The sequence below is a fragment of the Paraburkholderia atlantica genome, assembly GCF_009362785.1.
In the GTDB taxonomy this organism is placed as follows: Bacteria; Pseudomonadota; Gammaproteobacteria; order Burkholderiales; family Burkholderiaceae; genus Paraburkholderia; species Paraburkholderia atlantica.
The window spans coordinates 305,999-323,417 of sequence record NZ_WHNQ01000002.1 but is presented as its reverse complement, the minus strand read 5'-3'; the positions used below and the strand labels follow the sequence as shown (position 1 = coordinate 323,417).

At 64.5% G+C, this 17,419-nt stretch carries 11 protein-coding genes and 1 tRNA gene; 6 read left to right on the top strand and 6 right to left on the bottom strand.

The genetic code is table 11. The features are described 5' to 3' along the window. The first annotated feature begins 93 nt into the window (after positions 1–93). The 4 genes from glnA to GCT19_RS03730 all read left to right on the top strand — a co-directional run bounded on the left by glnA (position 94) and on the right by GCT19_RS03730 (position 6,667). The gene (glnA, locus tag GCT19_RS03745) at positions 94–1,509 is read left to right on the top strand and encodes a type I glutamate--ammonia ligase (RefSeq protein WP_013089840.1); all 1,416 of its coding nucleotides are present in this window, start codon (positions 94–96) and stop codon (positions 1,507–1,509) included. A gap of 199 nt (positions 1,510–1,708) precedes the next feature. Next, on the top strand, positions 1,709–2,851 hold the full coding sequence (gene glnL, locus GCT19_RS03740; RefSeq protein WP_018435399.1) for a nitrogen regulation protein NR(II): 1,143 nt from the start codon (positions 1,709–1,711) through the stop codon (positions 2,849–2,851). Between the two features lie 29 nt (positions 2,852–2,880). Then, positions 2,881–4,410, top strand: a complete 1,530-nt coding sequence (ntrC, locus tag GCT19_RS03735; protein WP_013089838.1) for a nitrogen regulation protein NR(I) — start codon at positions 2,881–2,883, stop codon at positions 4,408–4,410. 139 nt (positions 4,411–4,549) lie between these two features. Beyond that, positions 4,550–6,667, top strand: a complete 2,118-nt coding sequence (locus GCT19_RS03730; protein WP_152851034.1) for a prolyl oligopeptidase family serine peptidase — start codon at positions 4,550–4,552, stop codon at positions 6,665–6,667. 51 nt (positions 6,668–6,718) lie between these two features. Here GCT19_RS03730 and xth read toward each other — a convergent pair whose 3' ends face one another. Further along, complete coding sequence (gene xth / locus GCT19_RS03725) at positions 6,719–7,495, bottom strand: exodeoxyribonuclease III (protein ID WP_018435401.1); 777 nt, start codon at positions 7,493–7,495, stop codon at positions 6,719–6,721. Between the two features lie 259 nt (positions 7,496–7,754). Between xth and GCT19_RS03720 the strand changes: the two genes are divergently transcribed. Next, a tRNA-Met gene (locus GCT19_RS03720) sits at positions 7,755–7,831 on the top strand. Between the two features lie 149 nt (positions 7,832–7,980). Here GCT19_RS03720 and GCT19_RS03715 read toward each other — a convergent pair. After that, complete coding sequence (locus GCT19_RS03715) at positions 7,981–8,676, bottom strand: aspartate/glutamate racemase family protein (protein ID WP_152851033.1); 696 nt, start codon at positions 8,674–8,676, stop codon at positions 7,981–7,983. Positions 8,677–8,839: 163 nt separating this feature from the next. Here GCT19_RS03715 and GCT19_RS03710 point away from each other — a divergent pair, with 163 nt between their 5' ends. Next, the gene (locus tag GCT19_RS03710) at positions 8,840–10,144 is read left to right on the top strand and encodes an amidohydrolase family protein (RefSeq protein ID WP_152851032.1); all 1,305 of its coding nucleotides are present in this window, start codon (positions 8,840–8,842) and stop codon (positions 10,142–10,144) included. Positions 10,145–10,275: 131 nt separating this feature from the next. Here GCT19_RS03710 and GCT19_RS03705 read toward each other — a convergent pair whose 3' ends face one another. The 4 genes from GCT19_RS03705 to fixL all read right to left on the bottom strand — a co-directional run bounded on the left by GCT19_RS03705 (position 10,276) and on the right by fixL (position 17,143). Continuing rightward, positions 10,276–12,381 (bottom strand): M3 family metallopeptidase, encoded by a 2,106-nt coding sequence (locus tag GCT19_RS03705; RefSeq protein WP_152851031.1) that lies wholly within the window; start codon positions 12,379–12,381, stop codon positions 10,276–10,278. A gap of 311 nt (positions 12,382–12,692) precedes the next feature. Beyond that, entirely contained in the window at positions 12,693–13,556 is an 864-nt protein-coding gene (gene folD, locus GCT19_RS03700) for a bifunctional methylenetetrahydrofolate dehydrogenase/methenyltetrahydrofolate cyclohydrolase FolD (RefSeq protein WP_018435406.1), read from the bottom strand. A gap of 429 nt (positions 13,557–13,985) precedes the next feature. After that, a complete protein-coding gene (fixJ, locus tag GCT19_RS03695) occupies positions 13,986–14,630 on the bottom strand; it encodes an oxygen response regulator transcription factor FixJ (RefSeq protein WP_008922736.1) in 645 nt (214 codons plus the stop codon). Beyond that, positions 14,627–17,143: an oxygen sensor histidine kinase FixL gene (gene fixL, locus GCT19_RS03690; RefSeq protein ID WP_035491213.1), complete on the bottom strand. Its 2,517-nt coding sequence runs from the start codon at positions 17,141–17,143 to the stop codon at positions 14,627–14,629. The genes fixJ and fixL overlap by 4 nt, the downstream gene beginning before the upstream one ends. Positions 17,144–17,419 lie beyond the last annotated feature (276 nt).

Below are 17,419 nucleotides of genomic sequence, written 5' to 3'. Positions count from 1 at the left end.
CCTGCGACGCCGTATATGTGGACGTTCCGGGACGGGTCAGCTAGATTGGGCGGCGGCTGAATTCCGCCGAAATTGTTAATCAGGAGATAGGTTATGAGTAAATCCGTGGCCGACGTCGTTCAACTCGTCAAAGACGAAGACGTCAAGTTTGTCGACTTCCGTTTCACCGACACCCGTGGCAAGGAGCAACACGTTTCGGTGCCGGTGTCGGCATTCGATGAAGACAAGTTCGAAAGCGGCCATGCGTTTGACGGTTCGTCGATTGCCGGCTGGAAGGGCATCGAAGCATCGGACATGTTGCTGGTCCCGGACGCGAACACGGCCTTCATCGACCCGTTCTTCGAAGAATCGACCCTCGTGCTGACTTGCGACGTCGTCGAACCGGCTGACGGCAAGGGCTACGAGCGCGACCCGCGCTCGCTCGCGAAGCGCGCCGAAGCGTACCTGAAGAGCTCGGGCCTCGGCGACACGGCCTTCTTCGGTCCGGAACCGGAATTCTTCATTTTCGACTCGGTGCAGTGGAACACGGACCAGTCGGGCTGCTTCATCAAGATCGGCTCGGAAGAAGCACCGTGGTCGTCGGCGAAGGAATTCGAAGGCGGCAACACCGGTCACCGTCCGGGCACCAAGGGCGGCTACTTCCCGGTCGCGCCGGTCGACACGTTCCAGGACATCCGCTCGGAAATGTGTCTGCTGCTCGAACAGATCGGCATTCCGGTCGAAGTGCACCACCACGAAGTGGCGGGCCAGGGCCAGAACGAAATCGGCACCAAGTTCTCGACGCTCGTGCAGCGCGCGGACTGGCTGCAGCAGATGAAGTACATCATCCACAACGTCGCGCACACGTACGGCAAGACGGCGACGTTCATGCCGAAGCCGGTCGTCGGCGATAACGGCTCGGGCATGCACGTTCACCAGTCGATCTGGAAGGACGGCCAGAACCTGTTCGCGGGCAATGGTTACGCAGGTCTGTCGGAATTCGCGCTGTTCTACATCGGCGGCATCATCAAGCACGCTCGCGCGCTGAACGCGATCACGAACCCGGGTACGAACTCGTACAAGCGTCTCGTGCCGCACTTCGAAGCGCCGGTCAAGCTGGCTTACTCGGCTCGCAACCGTTCGGCATCGATCCGTATTCCGCACGTGTCGAACCCGAAGGGCCGCCGTATCGAAACGCGCTTCCCGGATCCGCTGGCGAATCCGTACCTGTGCTTCTCCGCGCTGATGATGGCGGGTCTGGACGGCGTGCAGAACAAGATTCACCCGGGCGAAGCTGCCGACAAGAACCTGTACGACCTGCCGCCGGAAGAGGATGCAAAGATCCCGACCGTGTGCGCCGGCCTCGACCAGGCTCTCGACGCACTCGACGCGGACCGCGAGTTCCTGACGCGCGGTGGCGTGTTCACGGATTCGATGCTCGACGCGTACATCGAACTGAAGACGGGCGAGCTGCAACGCTATCGTCAGTCGGTGCACCCGATCGAATTCGAAATGTACTACTCGCTGTAAGCGGCCATGGCGCTTCGCCCTTCACGCGGCGAAGCGCTTTGCCCGACGCTCGCGATCGGTCACGAAGGGACGGCGGCGCCGTCCCTTTTTCGTTAAACCGTACGCACGGCCGGCCGCGCGCGGTCAACACGCAATTCGACGAATCACCCACAGGCCACACTCCTGATTTACCACCATCTCCTACCGGCCACACTGCAAGATGGTTCTCAAGAATCTGATCAAGGCAAGGAAAGGACACGAACAGACGCTGTCGGATGACGTTCAGCTCGTGAGCTCTGGCTTGCTGCCGGGTTTCGAGGCGTTGCCCACCGTCGTGCTGGTGCTCGAGAAGCGCACGCTGCGCGTCGCGTTCGCGAATCCGTCGGCGGAATCGATGCTGGAGATGTCGCGCAAGCAACTCACGCAGATGGCGTGGCCGGACATCTTCTCGAATGCGGACGAACTGGTCGCGACGATCACCGCGATCGCCGCGCACCGTTTTCACGCGACGCATCTGGACGCCGTGCTAGAGCGTCCCGGCCACGAGCCGCTGCACGTGCATGCGATCGTCGGCTTTCTGGAAAGCGCGCAGGACTACGTGTTGCTCGAACTGTTCGAGAACGAGCGGCATCTGCGCACCGACCGCGAAGAGCGCATCAACGACCTGACGGCGGTCAACAAGCATCTGATCCGCAATCTTGCGCACGAAATCAAGAATCCGCTCGGCGGCATTCGCGGCGCCGCGCAGTTGCTCGAGTTCGAACTCGGGGAGCGTCAACGCGACGAGTTGCGCGAGTACACCCAGGTCATCATCAAGGAATCGGACCGCCTGCAGACGCTGGTCGACCGCTTGCTCGAACCGCACCGGCATCCGCATATCGTCGGCGACGTGAATATTCACGAGGTGTGCGAGCGCGTGCGTCAGGTGATTCTCGCGGAATTTCCCCGCGGTCTGACGATCGAGCGCGACTACGACGTCAGCGTGCCGGATCTGCGCGGCGACAAGGAGCAGCTGATCCAGGCGCTGCTGAACATCGTGCGCAATGCGGCCGAGGCGTTGCGCGAGCGGATCTCGCAGGGCGATGCGCGTATCGAGTTACGTACGCGCATCGCGCGCAAGGTCACGATTTCAAAACGCCTGTGCAAGCTGGCATTGGACTTGCATATCGTCGACAACGGCCCAGGCATTCCCGAAGAGATTCGCGACCGCATTTTCTATCCGCTCGTATCGGGGCGCGAGGACGGCAGCGGTCTCGGTCTCACGCTTGCGCAGACTTTCGTGCAGCAGCACGAAGGTCTGATCGAGGTGGATAGCCGGCCGGGCCATACCGAGTTTCAGATTCTGCTGCCGCTCGATCTCTAGATACCACCAAGCACCTCAAGACCGACCTTATGAAGCCGATCTGGATAGTAGACGACGATCAATCAATTCGCTGGGTGCTCGAGAAAGCGCTGGCGCGCGAGAACTTCGCGACGCGCAGCTTCGCGAACGTGCGCGAAGCGTCGGCCGCGCTCGATCACGACAGCCCGCAGGTGCTGGTCTCCGATATCCGCATGCCCGGCGGCTCCGGGCTGGAGCTGCTGCAGACCGTACGCGACAAAGTGCCGGGCTTGCCGGTCATCATCATGACCGCGTTCTCGGATCTCGATAGCGCGGTCGCCGCATTCCAGGGCGGTGCGTTCGAATATCTCGCGAAGCCGTTCGACATCGATAAGGCCGTCGAATTGATTCGTCGCGCGGTCGACGAAAGCATGCGCGGCGAGCAGACATGGGACGACCGCGTCGCCGAAGCGCCCGAGATGCTCGGCCAGGCGCCCGCGATGCAGGACATGTTTCGCGCGATCGGTCGCCTGTCGCATTCGGCGGCCACCGTGCTCATTACGGGCGAATCAGGCACCGGGAAGGAACTGGTCGCGCGTGCGCTGCACCGACATAGCCCACGCGCGAACGGCCCCTTCATCGCGTTGAACACGGCCGCGATTCCGAAGGATCTGCTGGAGTCCGAGCTGTTCGGTCATGAGCGCGGGGCGTTCACCGGCGCGCAGGCGATGCGCCAGGGACGCTTCGAACAGGCCGAGAACGGCACGCTGTTTCTCGACGAAATCGGCGACATGCCGTTCGATCTGCAAACCCGTCTGTTGCGCGTGCTGTCGGACGGACAGTTCTATCGCGTGGGCGGCCACAATCCGCTGCGCGCGAATGTGCGCGTGATCGCGGCGACGCACCAGAATCTCGAAGCGCGCGTGCGGCAGGGGCTGTTTCGCGAGGATCTGTATCACCGTCTGAACGTGATCCGTCTGCGCTTGCCCGCATTGCGGGAGCGCAGCGAGGACATTCCTCTGCTGACGCGGCATTTCCTGCAGAAGAGCGCGCGCGATCTCGGCGTCGAACCGAAGCGCGTGTCCGACGAGGCGCTCGCGTATCTCGCGTCGCTGCCGTTTCCGGGCAACGTGCGGCAACTCGAGAACCTCGCGAACTGGCTCACGGTGATGGCGCCCGCGCAGACGATCGAAATCAAGGATCTGCCGCCCGATCTCGGTCCCGCGCACAGCGGCGGGAGCGAGCCCGGTGCGGGTGCCGCCGCGGGAGCGACGACGGATGGCGCCGTGGCGACCAATGCCGGCTTCACGGTCGGCGCGCCGCTTGCTGGCGCGAACGCCAGCACGCTCGTGCATCCGGCGGGTGCGTCGGTCGCCACCGCGCTGAGCGCATGGGAAGGCGGCCTGCGCACCGAAGTCGCGCGCATGCTGCGCGAGAACGCGGCCGACGTGATGGACGAACTCGCGCGCCGCTTCGAAGCGGCCGTGATCCGCGAGGCGCTCGACTTCACGCGCGGCCGCAAGGTCGAGGCGGCCGAGCGGCTCGGTATTGGGCGCAATACGATTACGCGCAAGATTCAGGAGCTCAATCTCGAGCCTTGAGCGTTCGTATTGAGCGATCCTGCAAAGCAGGCGAGGGCGGCTCTGGCCGCCTTCGTCGTTTTTGCATCGCGCGTCGTGGCAGGCGGCCAACCCTCGCGCACAAGGCATAATCAACGCTGTTCCGATCCGACAGCTAACGATGCCAGCTTCTCCCGCTTCTCCCGCCCCGTTCGAGTGGCCGCTTTCCCCCGATCCTTTCCTGTCGCTCGAAGAGCTATACGACACTGACGCACTCGCATGGGTCGACGCGCAGAATGCGCGCACACGTGCGGCGTGGTGCAGCGGCGCGTCGTTCGACACGCTCAGACGCCGGCTCGCCGATGCGTATCTGCCGCGCGAGCGTCCGGTGATTCCGGATCGCTGGAAGGATTGGGCCTACGATCTGTGGCAGGACGAACGCAATCCGCGCGGCATCTGGCGACGCACCGCGTGGGCCGCTTGGCGCGCGGGCGCGCCGGTGTGGCAGAATCTGCTCGACTTCGACGCGCTCGGTGCGGCCGAAGGCAAGCCGTGGGTGTGCGTCGATCTCGACATCCTTTATCCGGACGGCGATCGCGCGCTGATCACGATGTCGCCGGGCGGCTCGGACGCGCTCGTCGTGCGCGAGTTCGATCTCGAAGCGCGGGGTTTCGTCGATGATGGTTTCGCGATTGCGAAGGCGGGTAAGCACACGGTGTCGTGGATCGATCGCGATACGCTGTACGTCGGCTGGGACAACGGGCGCAAGACGCTGACGCGTTCCGGTTATCCACGCGACGTGCGGCGCTGGACTCGCGGCACCGCGCTCTCCGACGCGCCGATCGTGTTTCGCGGCGAGTTTGACGACATCGGCGTCGAGGCGAATTACGATCCGGTCGACCGCAGGCATACGGTGACGAGCAGCGTCGACTTTTTCGATTCGCACACCTATTACCTCGACGGTGCCAGCGATGCCTGGCATCGCTATGAGGTACCGTCGCACGTCGCGGTGGGGGCGTGGCAGGGCTGGCTGCTGCTCGAGCCGCGCCTCGACTGGGAATGCGAGTGGGACGGCAATCGCGCGCGCTATCCTGGCGGCGCGCTGCTCGCGATTCGCGAGGACGCGTTTCTGCGCGGCGAGCGCGACGTGACGCCGCTCTTCACGCCGACGCCGCTGACTTCGGCCTGCGAGTGGTCGCATACGCGCCATCATCTGATCGTGTCGTATCTCGACGACGTGCGCGGCAAGACGCTGATCTGGACGCCGTCGCAACGCGAGGACGGCACGTGGCACTGGCGCGAGCGTGTGTTCGCGTTGCGCGGCGACGCGCAAGTGGACGTGTCGCCGGTCGAGTCGACGCTGAACGACGAAGTGTTCGTCGACACCGACGATTATCTGCAACCGCCCGCCTACTGGCTCTCCGATCTCGCGCGCGACGAACCCGGCGAATGGGAATTGCTCGACCGTTGGCCGACGCAGTTCGACGCGACGAGCGTTGCCGTGACGCGCGGCCACGCGGTATCGGCCGATGGCACGCGCATTCCGTACACGGTGATTGGGTCTAAGGAAGCATCGTCATCGCCGGGCGATAGACAGCCGACGCGTCCGTGTCTGCTGAGCGGCTACGGCGGCTTCGCGATTCCGCTGCTGCCGAGCTATTTGACGGGGCAGGGCATCGGCTGGCTCGAACGTGGCGGCGTATACGTGGTCGCGCATATTCGCGGCGGCGGCGAATTCGGCACGCGCTGGCACACGGCGGCGCAGGGCGAACATCGCCAGCGCGCATTCGATGATTTCATCGCGGTCGCCGAGGCTCTGATCACGAGCGGCGTGACGAGCGCCGCGCAGCTCGGCATTCAGGGCGGCAGCAATGGCGGTCTGCTGGTGGCCGCCTGCATGGTGCAGCGGCCGCAGCTATTCGGCGCAGTCGTCTGCGAGGTGCCGTTGCTCGATATGAGCCGCTATCACCTGCTGCACGCGGGCGCGTCGTGGATCGACGAGTACGGCGACCCGGATGAACCCGATGAAGCGCGCGCGCTGGCCGCGTATTCGCCGTATCACAACCTCGCGGCGGGCGTCGCGTATCCGCCGGTGCTATTCATGACGTCGACCGCCGACGATCGCGTGCATCCCGGCCACGCGCGCAAGATGGCCGCGCGCATGCAGGCGCTGGGCGCGCAGAACGTGTGGTACCGGGAGAATACGGAAGGCGGACACGGCGGCTCCGATGAACTGGAGCAGGCCGAGCATGATGCGATGGTGTTCGAGTTCTTGTGGGGTGTGCTGGGCGGCGCTTGAAGCACCAGGGAAGCGAGGCCGCACCGCCTCGCTTCGTGGCTGGGTTGCGGATCAACCGAGCTGCGCGAACACCGGCGCGTGATCCGACGGCTGATCCCACTTGCGCGGCACCTTGTCGATGTCGCACGCCTTGCAGATGTCGGACAGCGCCTTCGACAACAGGATGTGATCGATGCGCAGTCCCGCGTTGCGACGGAACGCCATCATCCGGTAGTCCCACCACGAATAGATCTTTTCCTGCTGCTCGAACTGGCGGAACGCGTCGAGCAGACCGAGGCCGATCAGCCGCACGAACGCGGCGCGTTCCTCGGGCGACACCAGATTCTGGCCTTCCCACGCCTTAGGGTCGTGCACATCGCGATCTTCGGGCGCGATGTTGTAGTCGCCGAGCAGCGCGAGCTTCGGATGCAGTGTCATCTCGGTTGCGAGCCAGTCGTGCAGCGCGTCGAGCCAGCGCAGCTTGTACGCGAACTTGTCGGTGCCGGGCGCCTGGCCGTTGGGAAAATACGCGGAGATGATGCGCACGCCGTCGACGGTTGCCGCGATGACGCGCTGCTGCGGATCCTCGAAACCGGGGATGTTGCGCACGATGCTGCTTTCGTCGACGTTCAGGCCTTCGCGCACCAGAATGCCGACACCGTTATAGGTCTTCTGACCCGCGTACCAGCTTCGATAGCCGACCGCCTCGAGTTCGGCGCGCGGAAACTTTTCGTCGGGGAGCTTCAGTTCCTGCAGGCACAGCACGTCGGTGCCGCTGCTCGCGAGCCAGTCGATCACGTGCTGCTGGCGGACTTTGAGGGAGTTGACGTTCCAGGTGGCGATTTTCACGAAATATCCGATGCGTGCGTGATAAGAGCAAGGCCGATTATAGCGGGGCCTCGCCGGTCAAAGTCGGCGACATTCTACTTGCTGAGTGCCTTGCGCCATGCATGGAATGCGAGGCTGGGTCGCTTGTCTTGCGATTCACGGCGCATGCTCATGCGTGTTTATCGAGGCTCGAATTTCATGGCGACGACGTCGTTCGAGAAATGTTCCGCGCATAGGTTTGACGTTTTGCTAGTAACCTTATATAATCTTTTTTCTCTGACGCGGGGTGGAGCAGTCTGGCAGCTCGTCGGGCTCATAACCCGAAGGTCGTAGGTTCAAATCCTACCCCCGCAACCAAAGCATTGTTGAAAGCCCGCATCGCGCAAGCCATGCGGGCTTTTTGACTTTCAGCGCCTCGTTTTGCCTGTGGTAGCTCGCTGCATATGCTGCGCGCGCGTGAACTGACGCAACACGATTGGTGCGCGATCGAAGCCTCGAACCCATCGTCATTCCCCAATCGCCCACTCCACCGCCGCCTGCGCATGCAACGCAGTAGTATCGAATACAGGCAGCACCGAATCTTCCGGCTTGATCAGCAGCGTGATCTCCGTGCACCCGAGTATCACCGCCTGCGCGCCACGCGCGGCCAGATGTTCGATCACGCGTTGATAGACCTTGCGCGACGCGTCGTCCACGTTACCGTGGCACAGCTCGTCGTAAATGATGCGATGCACGTCCGCGCGGTCGTCGTCATCAGGCACTAGCGTGTCGAGTCCATAGCGCTCGCGTAGCCGGCCCGTATAGAACGTCTGTTCCATCGTGTAGCGCGTGCCGAGCAGGCCCACGCGCTCGACGCCAGCCGCGCGCAACGCCGCGCCGGTCGGATCGGCGATGTGCAGGAACGGCACCATGATTGCCTGCTCGATCGATTCGTACACGCGATGCATCGTGTTCGTCGCAAGAATCACGAGATCGGCGCCGCCGCGTTCGAGCTGGCGCGCGGCGTCGGCCATCTGTTCGCCGAGCGCTTGCCAGTCGCCTGCACGCTGGTTCGCCTCGATCGACGCGAAATCGACGGTCAGCAGCAGACTGCGCGCGTTGTGATGACCGCCGAGCCGCGTCTTCGCGTGGCGGTTCAGCAGTCGGTAATACTCGGAGGACGACTCCCAGCTCATTCCGCCGATCACACCGATCGTTTTCATCTGTACGCTCCGTCAATGCATGGCCGAAACGGCGAGTATAGGCGCGTCGCATCGCGCGCAGCCGGTACGGATTGCGGCGCGTGCGCCGGTACGCATCGGTGCCCGCATTATTCTGGCGTCGATAGAATCGTAGCCAGTCCGAACGCGATCAACCGGAGCGAACATGGATCTGATCATCCGCCGCGCGACGCTGCCGCGCAGTGCCGCCCAGCTGTTCCCGCATCACCCGTCCCCAGTCGACGTCGGCATCGACGACGCGGGGCGCATCGTCGCGGTCGAGCCGAATCTGGCCGCGAGCGCGCGCGACGAAATCGACGCGGCCGGTTCGCTCGTCACGCCGCCGTTCGTCGATCCGCATTTCCATATGGACGCGACGCTGTCGTACGGTTTGCCGCGCGTGAACGCCTCGGGCACGCTGCTCGAAGGCATCGCGCTATGGGGCGAGTTGAAGCCCGAGCTCACGCAGCAAGCGTTGATCGAACGCGCGATGCAGTATTGCGACTGGGCCGTCGCGCGCGGCCTGCTCGCGATCCGCAGCCACGTCGACGTATGCGATCCGCGTCTGCTCGCCGTCGAAGCATTGCTCGAAGTGAAGCGCCGCGTCGCGCCGTATCTCGATCTGCAGCTGGTCGCTTTCCCGCAGGACGGTCTGCTGCGCAGCGCTGGTGCGTTCGACAACCTCAAGCGCGCGATCGGCATGGGTGTCGACGTGGTCGGGGGCATTCCGCATTTCGAGCGCACGCTGGCCGACGGCGCGCAGTCGGTACGCATGCTGTGCGAGTACGCGGCCGGGCAGGGCTTGCGCGTCGACATGCATTGCGACGAATCGGACGATCCGCTGTCACGCCACATCGAAACGCTCGCGGCCGAAACGCATCGGCTCGGCATGCACGGACGCGTCACCGGTTCGCACCTGACGTCGATGCATTCGATGGACAACTACTACGTGAGCAAGCTGTTGCCGCTGATGCGCGAGTCGGGCGTCGCGGCGATCGCGAATCCGCTGATCAACATCACGCTGCAAGGCCGCAGCGACACCTACCCGAAACGGCGCGGCATGACGCGGGTGCCGGAGATGCTGGCGGCGGGCATCACGGTCGCATTCGGCCACGACTGCGTGATGGACCCGTGGTACAGCCTCGGCTCGGCCGACATGCTCGAAGTCGCGCAGATGGGCCTGCATGTTGCGCAGATGACCAGCGTCGACGGCATGCGCGCCTGTTTCGACGCGGTGACCGTGAACGCGGCGCGCATTCTCGGTCTGGAAGACTACGGCATCGCGCCCGGTTGCGCGGCCAATCTCGTCGTGCTCGATGCGCGCGACGAGATCGAGGCGATCCGTCTGCGCGCCGCGCGGCTCGCGGTGGTGAGCCGGGGCAGGGTGGTGAGCCGCGCGCCGGCCGCGCGCGCGTCGTTATCGCTCGAAGGGCGGCCTGAGCAGGTCGATTTCAAGCTGCATCGCGCGTAACGGGGTGTCACGCGGATGAATGAAAAAACCGGCGGCCTGCTCGCGCAGACCGCCGGTTTTTTTGTCGGCATCGCTCGTTCGGCGCCATCCCATCTACGCCGAACGAACGATCATCGCGACGCTTGAATCGCTCAGTGTGCGGCACCCGGCGCCATGCCGTTATGCCGCAGCAGCGCATCGATATTCGGTTCGCGGCCGCGGAACGCCTTGAACGATTCCATCGCCGGCCGGCTGCCGCCCACTTCGAGAATCTCGCGACGATAGCGCATGCCGGTCGACTGATCGAGCACGCTGCCCGCGGCTTGCGCGGCTTCCTCGAACGCCGCGTACGCATCCGCCGACAGCACTTCCGCCCACTTGTAGCTGTAGTAGCCGGCCGCGTAACCGCCCGCGAAAATATGGCTGAACGTATTCGGCCAGCGCGAGAACGGCGCTTGCGGCACGACGTGGAAGCGTTCGTTGATTTCGCGCGCGAGCTCGTTGGCGCTCTTCGCGCCATTCGCATCGAAGCCCGTATGCAGTTGCATGTCGAACATCGAGAACACGATCTGCCGCAGCGTGCCGAGACCGCTCTGGAAGTTCTTCGCGGCGAGCATCTTGTCGAACAGATCACGCGGCAGCGGCTTCCCGGTATCGACGTGCGAGGTCATGTCGGACAGCACGTCCCATTCCCAGCAGAAGTTCTCCATGAACTGCGACGGCAGTTCGACCGCATCCCATTCGACGCCGTTGATGCCCGACACGCCGAGCTCATCGACGCGCGTCAGCATGTGATGCAAGCCGTGGCCGAACTCGTGAAACAGCGTGATCACTTCGTCGTGCGTGAAGCAGGCGGGCTTGCCGCCGACCGGCGCCGAGAAATTACAAGTCAGATACGCGACCGGCGTTTGCACTGCGCCGTGCGCGAGCTTGTGACGGCCGCGCGCGTCGTCCATCCAGGCGCCGCCGCGCTTGCCTTCGCGTGCATACAGGTCGAGATAGAACTGCGCGACGAGGCCGCCGTCCTGATTCTCGACGCGGAAAAAGCGCACGTCCGGATGCCAGACGGCCGCTTCGTCGCGGCGGATGCGCACGCCGAACAGCGTCTCGGTGACCTTGAACAGACCCTTGAACACCGCGTCTTCCGGGAAGTACTGCTTCACTTCGTTTTCCGAGAACGCATAGCGCTTCTGACGCAGACGCTCGGCGGCGAATGTCATGTCCCACGGCTGCAGATCGGTCATGCCGAGTTCGCTCGCGGCGAATTCGCGCAGCTCTTTCCAGTCCTGCTCAGCATGCGGACGCGCGCGCGTCGCGAGGTCTTCGAGGAAGGTCATCACCTGAGCCGGCGATTCGGCCATCTTCGGCGCGAGCGACACTTCGGCGAAGTTGCCGTAGCCGAGCATCTGCGCTTCTTCGGCGCGCAGCCTCAGTTCGTCGGCGAGCACCTGGGTGTTGTCCCACTCGGTCTTGCCGTTGCCGTATTGCGCGCCGAGCTCGGACGCTCGCGTCACGTACGCGCGATACATCGCTTCACGCATCGGACGGTTTTCCGAGTACTGCATGACGGGGAAATACGACGGGAAGTGCAGCGTGAATTTGTAGCCGGTCTTGCCGTCGCGCTCGGCGGCTTCCTTCGCGGCCTCGATCACGTCTTCGGGCAGCCCCGCCAGTTGCGCCTCGTTGCCCGCATCGACGAGGTACGCATACGCGTTGGTCGCATCGAGCACGTGATCCGAAAACGCCTTCGACAGCGCCGCCTGGCGCTCCTGCAATTCGGCGAAACGCGGCTTCTGGTCTTCCGGCAGCTCGGCGCCGGATAGACGGAAGTCACGCAGCGCGTTGCTGAGGATCTTCTTGCGCTCGCCGTTCAGCGACGCGAACTCGTCGCTGGCGTTCAGTGCCTTGTACTTCTCGTAGAGCGCGAGATTCTGGCCGACGCTCGACCAGAACTCGGTCACGCGCGGCAGGTTCTCGCCGTACACGGCGCGCAGCTCGGGCGTATCGGCGACGGCGTTCAGATGGCCGATCACGCTCCACGCGCGCGACAGCGGCTCGGTGGCGCGCTCGACCGGTTCGACGACGTCGGCCCACGACGCGGGCGTGACCGGCAGCGCGGCCCGCTCGACCGCGGCCGCCGCGTCGGCGAGCAGCACGTCGAGGGCGGGCGTCACGTGCTCGGGTCGGATGGAGCCAAAGCGCGGCAGATCGGAAAAATCGAGGAGCGGATTGTCTTGAGGCGTGGCGGTAGTGGACATAGGGCTTCCTGTCTGACGCGGGTGAAGGGGTGGTGCGGCGGCGTTCGCGCGAGCCGTCTCATGGCGTGTCGCTCGACGATCGGCGCACGGCGCGTGGCGGCACCGGCTAAGGACAGTATTGGGGCGGGGCGCGCCGATTCCAATCCATCGGCTGACAAATTAACAGATGTTGCGGTGCGCTGGCGCGCGATGGGGCGGGGCGTGGTCCGGCGGCGCGGTGATGAGGGGGTACGAGAGAGGAGGACGGGCGATGACCCGGTGGACGAGACGGATGAGTTGCCTCACTCCGTCTCGCACTGACCGCCCGGTGCTTAGGCCTTGGCGGCGTTCGCCTCGCGTTCGGCCGCTTCGATCGTGTTGACCAGCAGCATCGTGATCGTCATCGGGCCGACGCCGCCCGGCACCGGCGTGATATGGCCGGCCACTTCCTTGACGCCCGCGAAGTCGACGTCGCCGCACAGCTTGCCGGCGTCGTCGCGATTCATGCCGACGTCGATCACGGTCGCGCCCGGCTTCACCATGTCCGCGGTCAGGATGTTGCGAAGCCCGGTCGCGGCGACCACGACATCGGCGTTGCGCGTGTGCGCGGCCAGATCGCGCGTCTTGCTGTGGCAGATCGTGACGGTCGCGCCCGCTTCGAGCAGCAGCAGCGCCATCGGCTTGCCGACGATATTCGAGCGGCCGATCACCACCGCGTTGGCACCCTTCAGCTCGATGCCATAGGCCTCGAACATCTTCATCACGCCGTACGGCGTGCACGGACGGAACAGCGGCTGGCCGGTCAGCAACGCGCCCGCATTGGCGACGTGGAAGCCGTCGACATCCTTCTCGGGCGCGATGGCCTCGATCACCTTGTGGCTGTCGATGTGCTTCGGCAGCGGCAGCTGCACGAGGATGCCGTGGATGGCCGGATCGCGGTTCAGCTCGTCGATGCGCGCGAGCAGGTCGGCTTCGGGCAGGTCGGCCGGATAGCGGTCGAGCGACGAGCCGAGGCCGTTGTCGTGGCAGGCTTTCACCTTGTTGCGCACATACACTTCGCTGGCCGGATTGTCGCCGACCAGAATCACGGCGAGGCCCGGCTGATGGCCGCGGGCGGTCAGGGCGGCGGCGCGCGCCGCGACGTCGGCGCGCAGGGTCTTGGAGAGGGCGAGGCCGTCGATCAGTTTGGCAGTCATGGTCGGTCGAACGTTGAGTCGAGGTTGGGATCGGGAATGGATTCGGGGCAGGCGGTTTGGCTGGCGGGCGAAGCGCTCGCGCGGAGGGGGCGCGCGACGGTGTGCTTCGGCTGCTTGACGAAGCCAGGTCGCCTGTCACAGGAGCGTTGGGGATTCGCGCAAGGCGCCGCTGCAAAGTCCGACATTATACCGGCGCGGGGCGCGCGCTTCCGCAATGGATTCGCGGCGCGCTTGGGAGCGTACGGGAGGTGGGGGGGCGGGACGTGCGACGGCAAGAAAGCGCTACGCGGGCGGCGGGGCAGGCCGCTCGCACGCCACGCGCACGCAGGACTTAGCGACGCTCACGCCGTCGCGAACCGGCGACGCAACCGCCACCCGCGGCGGTCACATAGAAACGGCCCTCCGAGCGAAGGGCCGCCCGTACCGCCGTTACTGCGCCGTTTGCGGTTTGTTCGACAGCGCGAGTCGCAGCAGATCGGCGACCGTGTTGACGTTCAGCTTTTCCATGATGTTCGCGCGATGCGCTTCCACCGTCTTGATGCTGATGCCCAGGTCGTCGGCGATCTGCTTGTTCAGGCGGCCCGCGATGATCCGCTCGAGCACCTGATGCTCACGCGCGGTCAGCTTGCCGAGGCGCTCGGCCGCGGCACGCTGCTGCTGGACGCTGGTGCTTTCGCTGCGCGCCTTGTCGAGCATGCGCTCGACGAGCTTGCGCAACTCGGCTTCGTCGAACGGTTTTTCGATGAAGTCCATCGCGCCTTTTTTCATCGTCGACACCGCCATCGGCACGTCGCCGTGGCCCGTCACGAAGATGATCGGCAGCGAAGCGTTGTCAGCGATCAGGCGTTCCTGCAACTCGAGTCCGCTCATGCCGGACATCCGCACGTCGAGGATCAGGCACGCGATCTGGCCCGGATGCTGATGCGGCTGCCATGCGTCGAGGAACTGTTCGGCGCTCAGGAAGCATTGAACGCGGTAGCCGTTCGCCTCCAGCAGCCAGCGCAGCGAATCTCGCACGGCCTCGTCGTCGTCGACGACAAAGACGGTTTCCTGGGTGGTGACTGGGCTGTTCATAGCTCTCCCGTAACGGTTTGTGGTGTCGGCGCCTCGGACCCGCCGTTGCTCGGGCCGTCAGGCTCCCCAATAGGCAGACTGCAATGGAACGTGGCGCCCGTGATGTGGCCGTCGGATTCGACGTTGTTGACCACCCACAGACGTCCGCGATGCGATTCGATAATCGAACGGCAAATGTTCAGCCCCATGCCCATGCCATCGGACTTGGTGCTGTAAAACGGTTCGAACAGACGCTCGGCGGTCGTTTCGTCGACGCCCGGCCCCTGATCGACGACGCTGATGCAAACGAAACCGCTATCCAGCCGCACGACCACGCGAATGACCGGGTCTACCGCGTTCGGGCGCGCTTCGGCCATCGCCTCGACGCCGTTCTTCAGCAGGTTCACCAGCACCTGCTCGATCAGCACCGGATCGACGTAGATCACCGGCAGCCGCGAGCGCAGATCGGTCACGATGCGAATCCGCCGCTTCCTTGCCTCGATTTCGGCGAGACCCACCGCGTCGGCGACGATATCCGCGACCCGCGTGGCCTGACGCTTCGGCTCGCTGCGCTTCACGAACTCGCGGATGCGCTTGATGATCATGCCGGCGCGCACCGCCTGCTGCGCGGTCTTTTCGAGCACCGGCAGCAGATTGTCGGGCGTCGTCCGACCGGATTTAACCAGTGCGACGGTTCCGGAGCAATAGTTATTGATCGCGGCGAGCGGCTGATTCAGCTCGTGCGCGAGCGACGAGGCCATTTCGCCCATCGTCATCAGGCGGCTCGTGAACTGCAGCTTCTCGTCCTGCTGGCGCGCCAGCTCCTGCGCGCGCTTGCGGGTCGTGATGTCGGTCGCGATCTGCATCTGCGCGAGATGGCCATCGACCCACTGGATGTACTGGCGCCGCACCTCGAACCACTTCTGGATGCCGGGGATGTAGATTTCCTGCGCGTCGGCCGTGCTTTCGGTCAGCGCGGCGGCGGGCAGGCCGACGAAGGTGTCGACCATGTCGATCGAATCGGAAGACGCCTGCGAGCTGTCGAAGCCGCCGCCCGCGAGTTCGAGGTGGCCGTCCGGGCGGATGCCGAACAGATGCCGGTAGTAGCGGTTCGCGAACAGCAGCTCGGCTTCGTCGGCGGCGAGCACCGACACCGCCGCATCGAGGCTTTCAAGCACGGTCGTGAAGCGTTCGTGGGCGGCGGCGAGCTCTTCGCGCGCGCGCTTCGGCTCGGTGATGTCGGTCATCGACGACATCCAGCCGGTCTGGCGGCCCGAGCTGTCGATCAGCGGCGACACGTAGAGCCGTGCGTGGAACGTCGAGCCGTCCTTGCGGCGCACGCGCAGCTCGAAGCCGGACGACGGCGCCTTGCCGCGCAGCGTCATGTCGAGCTGGCGCTGCATCTCGGGGTAAGCGTCGCGCGGCCAGTAGGCGAACGGCGCGCTCTTGCCGACGAGGTCGCTTTCGTCCCAGCCGGTCATGCGGCAGAACGCCGGGTTCACGTGCGTGATGCGGCCGTGCATGTCGAGCACGCGCATGCCGATCAGCACCGAGTTTTCCATTGCGCGGCGGAAAAACGCTTCCGCGTACAGCGCCTGCTGTGCCTCGAAGCGCTGCCGCGTGTGCTTCCACAGACTCCACAGGCTCCACAGCACGAAGCAGGAGAGCCCCGCCACCAGCCACACCAGCGTGTTGTTCGTGAAGTTGGTGATCTGCGGGAACGCGTAGACGCGCACCGAGATGCCCTGGCCCGGCGGGTCGAGCGGCAGGTCGTAGAACATGTCGCGCGGCAGGCGCGGGCGAGTCGACGTGGTGGTCAACTCGCGGTTGTTCGCGTCGATGATCGAGATTTTGTATTTGGCCGACAGCTCGGGCGGGATGTCGCGCTTCAGAATGCCTTCCACGGAGAACACCGCGGCGATCGTGCCGAGGAAATCGCGATCACGGAAGATCGGCGTTTGCAGTGTGATGAAGCCGTTGCCGAGGTCGTCGTAGATGAGCGGCGAGTACACCTGGCGGCGCGTGTTGCGCGCCTCGGCGAAACCGGCTTTGACCGCTTCGTCCATTTGCGCGTCGTTCGGGCGTGCGAGCCGCTGGCCGAGCACCGGCGGCGCGGCATTGGGCCAGCGCGGCTGCTGCTGTGCGGTGTACCAGTTCATGTAGAGGATCTCGGGATGCCCCTGCATGATGTCAGTGGTGTTCACCTGGAACGAATGTTCGTCGGCATGGCCGGCGCCGAGGTCGCGCGCGAGCGCCTGGATCTGTTCCTGCGCGCTCGTCATCGACAGCCGGATCTGCTGCTGCGCCCACGCGACGTTGCGGTACAGCGTGTCTTCCTGCTGCTGCTGCTCGCGCCGGTTCAGACTCCAGAGAATCAGGCTCATGACGACCAGGAATACCAGGATCGACAGCAGCGGCGTCAGCAAATAGGAATTGGACCACCAGGGTCCGTGGTGCCAGCGCGAGGACGGCGACGAATCCGCCGGCGAACCCGCGGTGCGCGCCGAGCGAGAGAAAAGCCGTTCGGTCAACATGCGTGGCATTGTAGCTCAGCACGTCCCCGACAAATGACGCAAAAAAGCGCGGAAAGTGCAGTTAATCGGCGCAAACTAGCCGACGGATACGTCTAATGGCAGTCAAACCAGGTTGCGTTGCAGCAATTTTCCGCATTGTGAGAATTGATCTCGTAATTTGAAAATTTGATTGCGTTGACGTCGGGACCCTTATTACAATCAGCCGGTGCTGCCGCGGCCTAATCCTGCGTCCGCGTGGTCTGTTCAAAGTGCGTTCCCCATACCCAGGAGACGAGC

Coding starts and splice junctions, on each gene's coding strand:
- glnL (WP_018435399.1), top strand. CDS start 1,709: ATGGTTCTCAAGAATCTGATCAAGGCAAGGAAAGGACACGAACAGACG.
- fixJ (WP_008922736.1), bottom strand. CDS start 14,630: ATGAACAGCCCAGTCACCACCCAGGAAACCGTCTTTGTCGTCGACGAC.
- GCT19_RS03730 (WP_152851034.1), top strand. CDS start 4,550: ATGCCAGCTTCTCCCGCTTCTCCCGCCCCGTTCGAGTGGCCGCTTTCC.
- GCT19_RS03715 (WP_152851033.1), bottom strand. CDS start 8,676: ATGAAAACGATCGGTGTGATCGGCGGAATGAGCTGGGAGTCGTCCTCC.
- GCT19_RS03710 (WP_152851032.1), top strand. CDS start 8,840: ATGGATCTGATCATCCGCCGCGCGACGCTGCCGCGCAGTGCCGCCCAG.
- folD (WP_018435406.1), bottom strand. CDS start 13,556: ATGACTGCCAAACTGATCGACGGCCTCGCCCTCTCCAAGACCCTGCGC.
- fixL (WP_035491213.1), bottom strand. CDS start 17,143: ATGTTGACCGAACGGCTTTTCTCTCGCTCGGCGCGCACCGCGGGTTCG.
- glnA (WP_013089840.1), top strand. CDS start 94: ATGAGTAAATCCGTGGCCGACGTCGTTCAACTCGTCAAAGACGAAGAC.
- ntrC (WP_013089838.1), top strand. CDS start 2,881: ATGAAGCCGATCTGGATAGTAGACGACGATCAATCAATTCGCTGGGTG.
- GCT19_RS03705 (WP_152851031.1), bottom strand. CDS start 12,381: ATGTCCACTACCGCCACGCCTCAAGACAATCCGCTCCTCGATTTTTCC.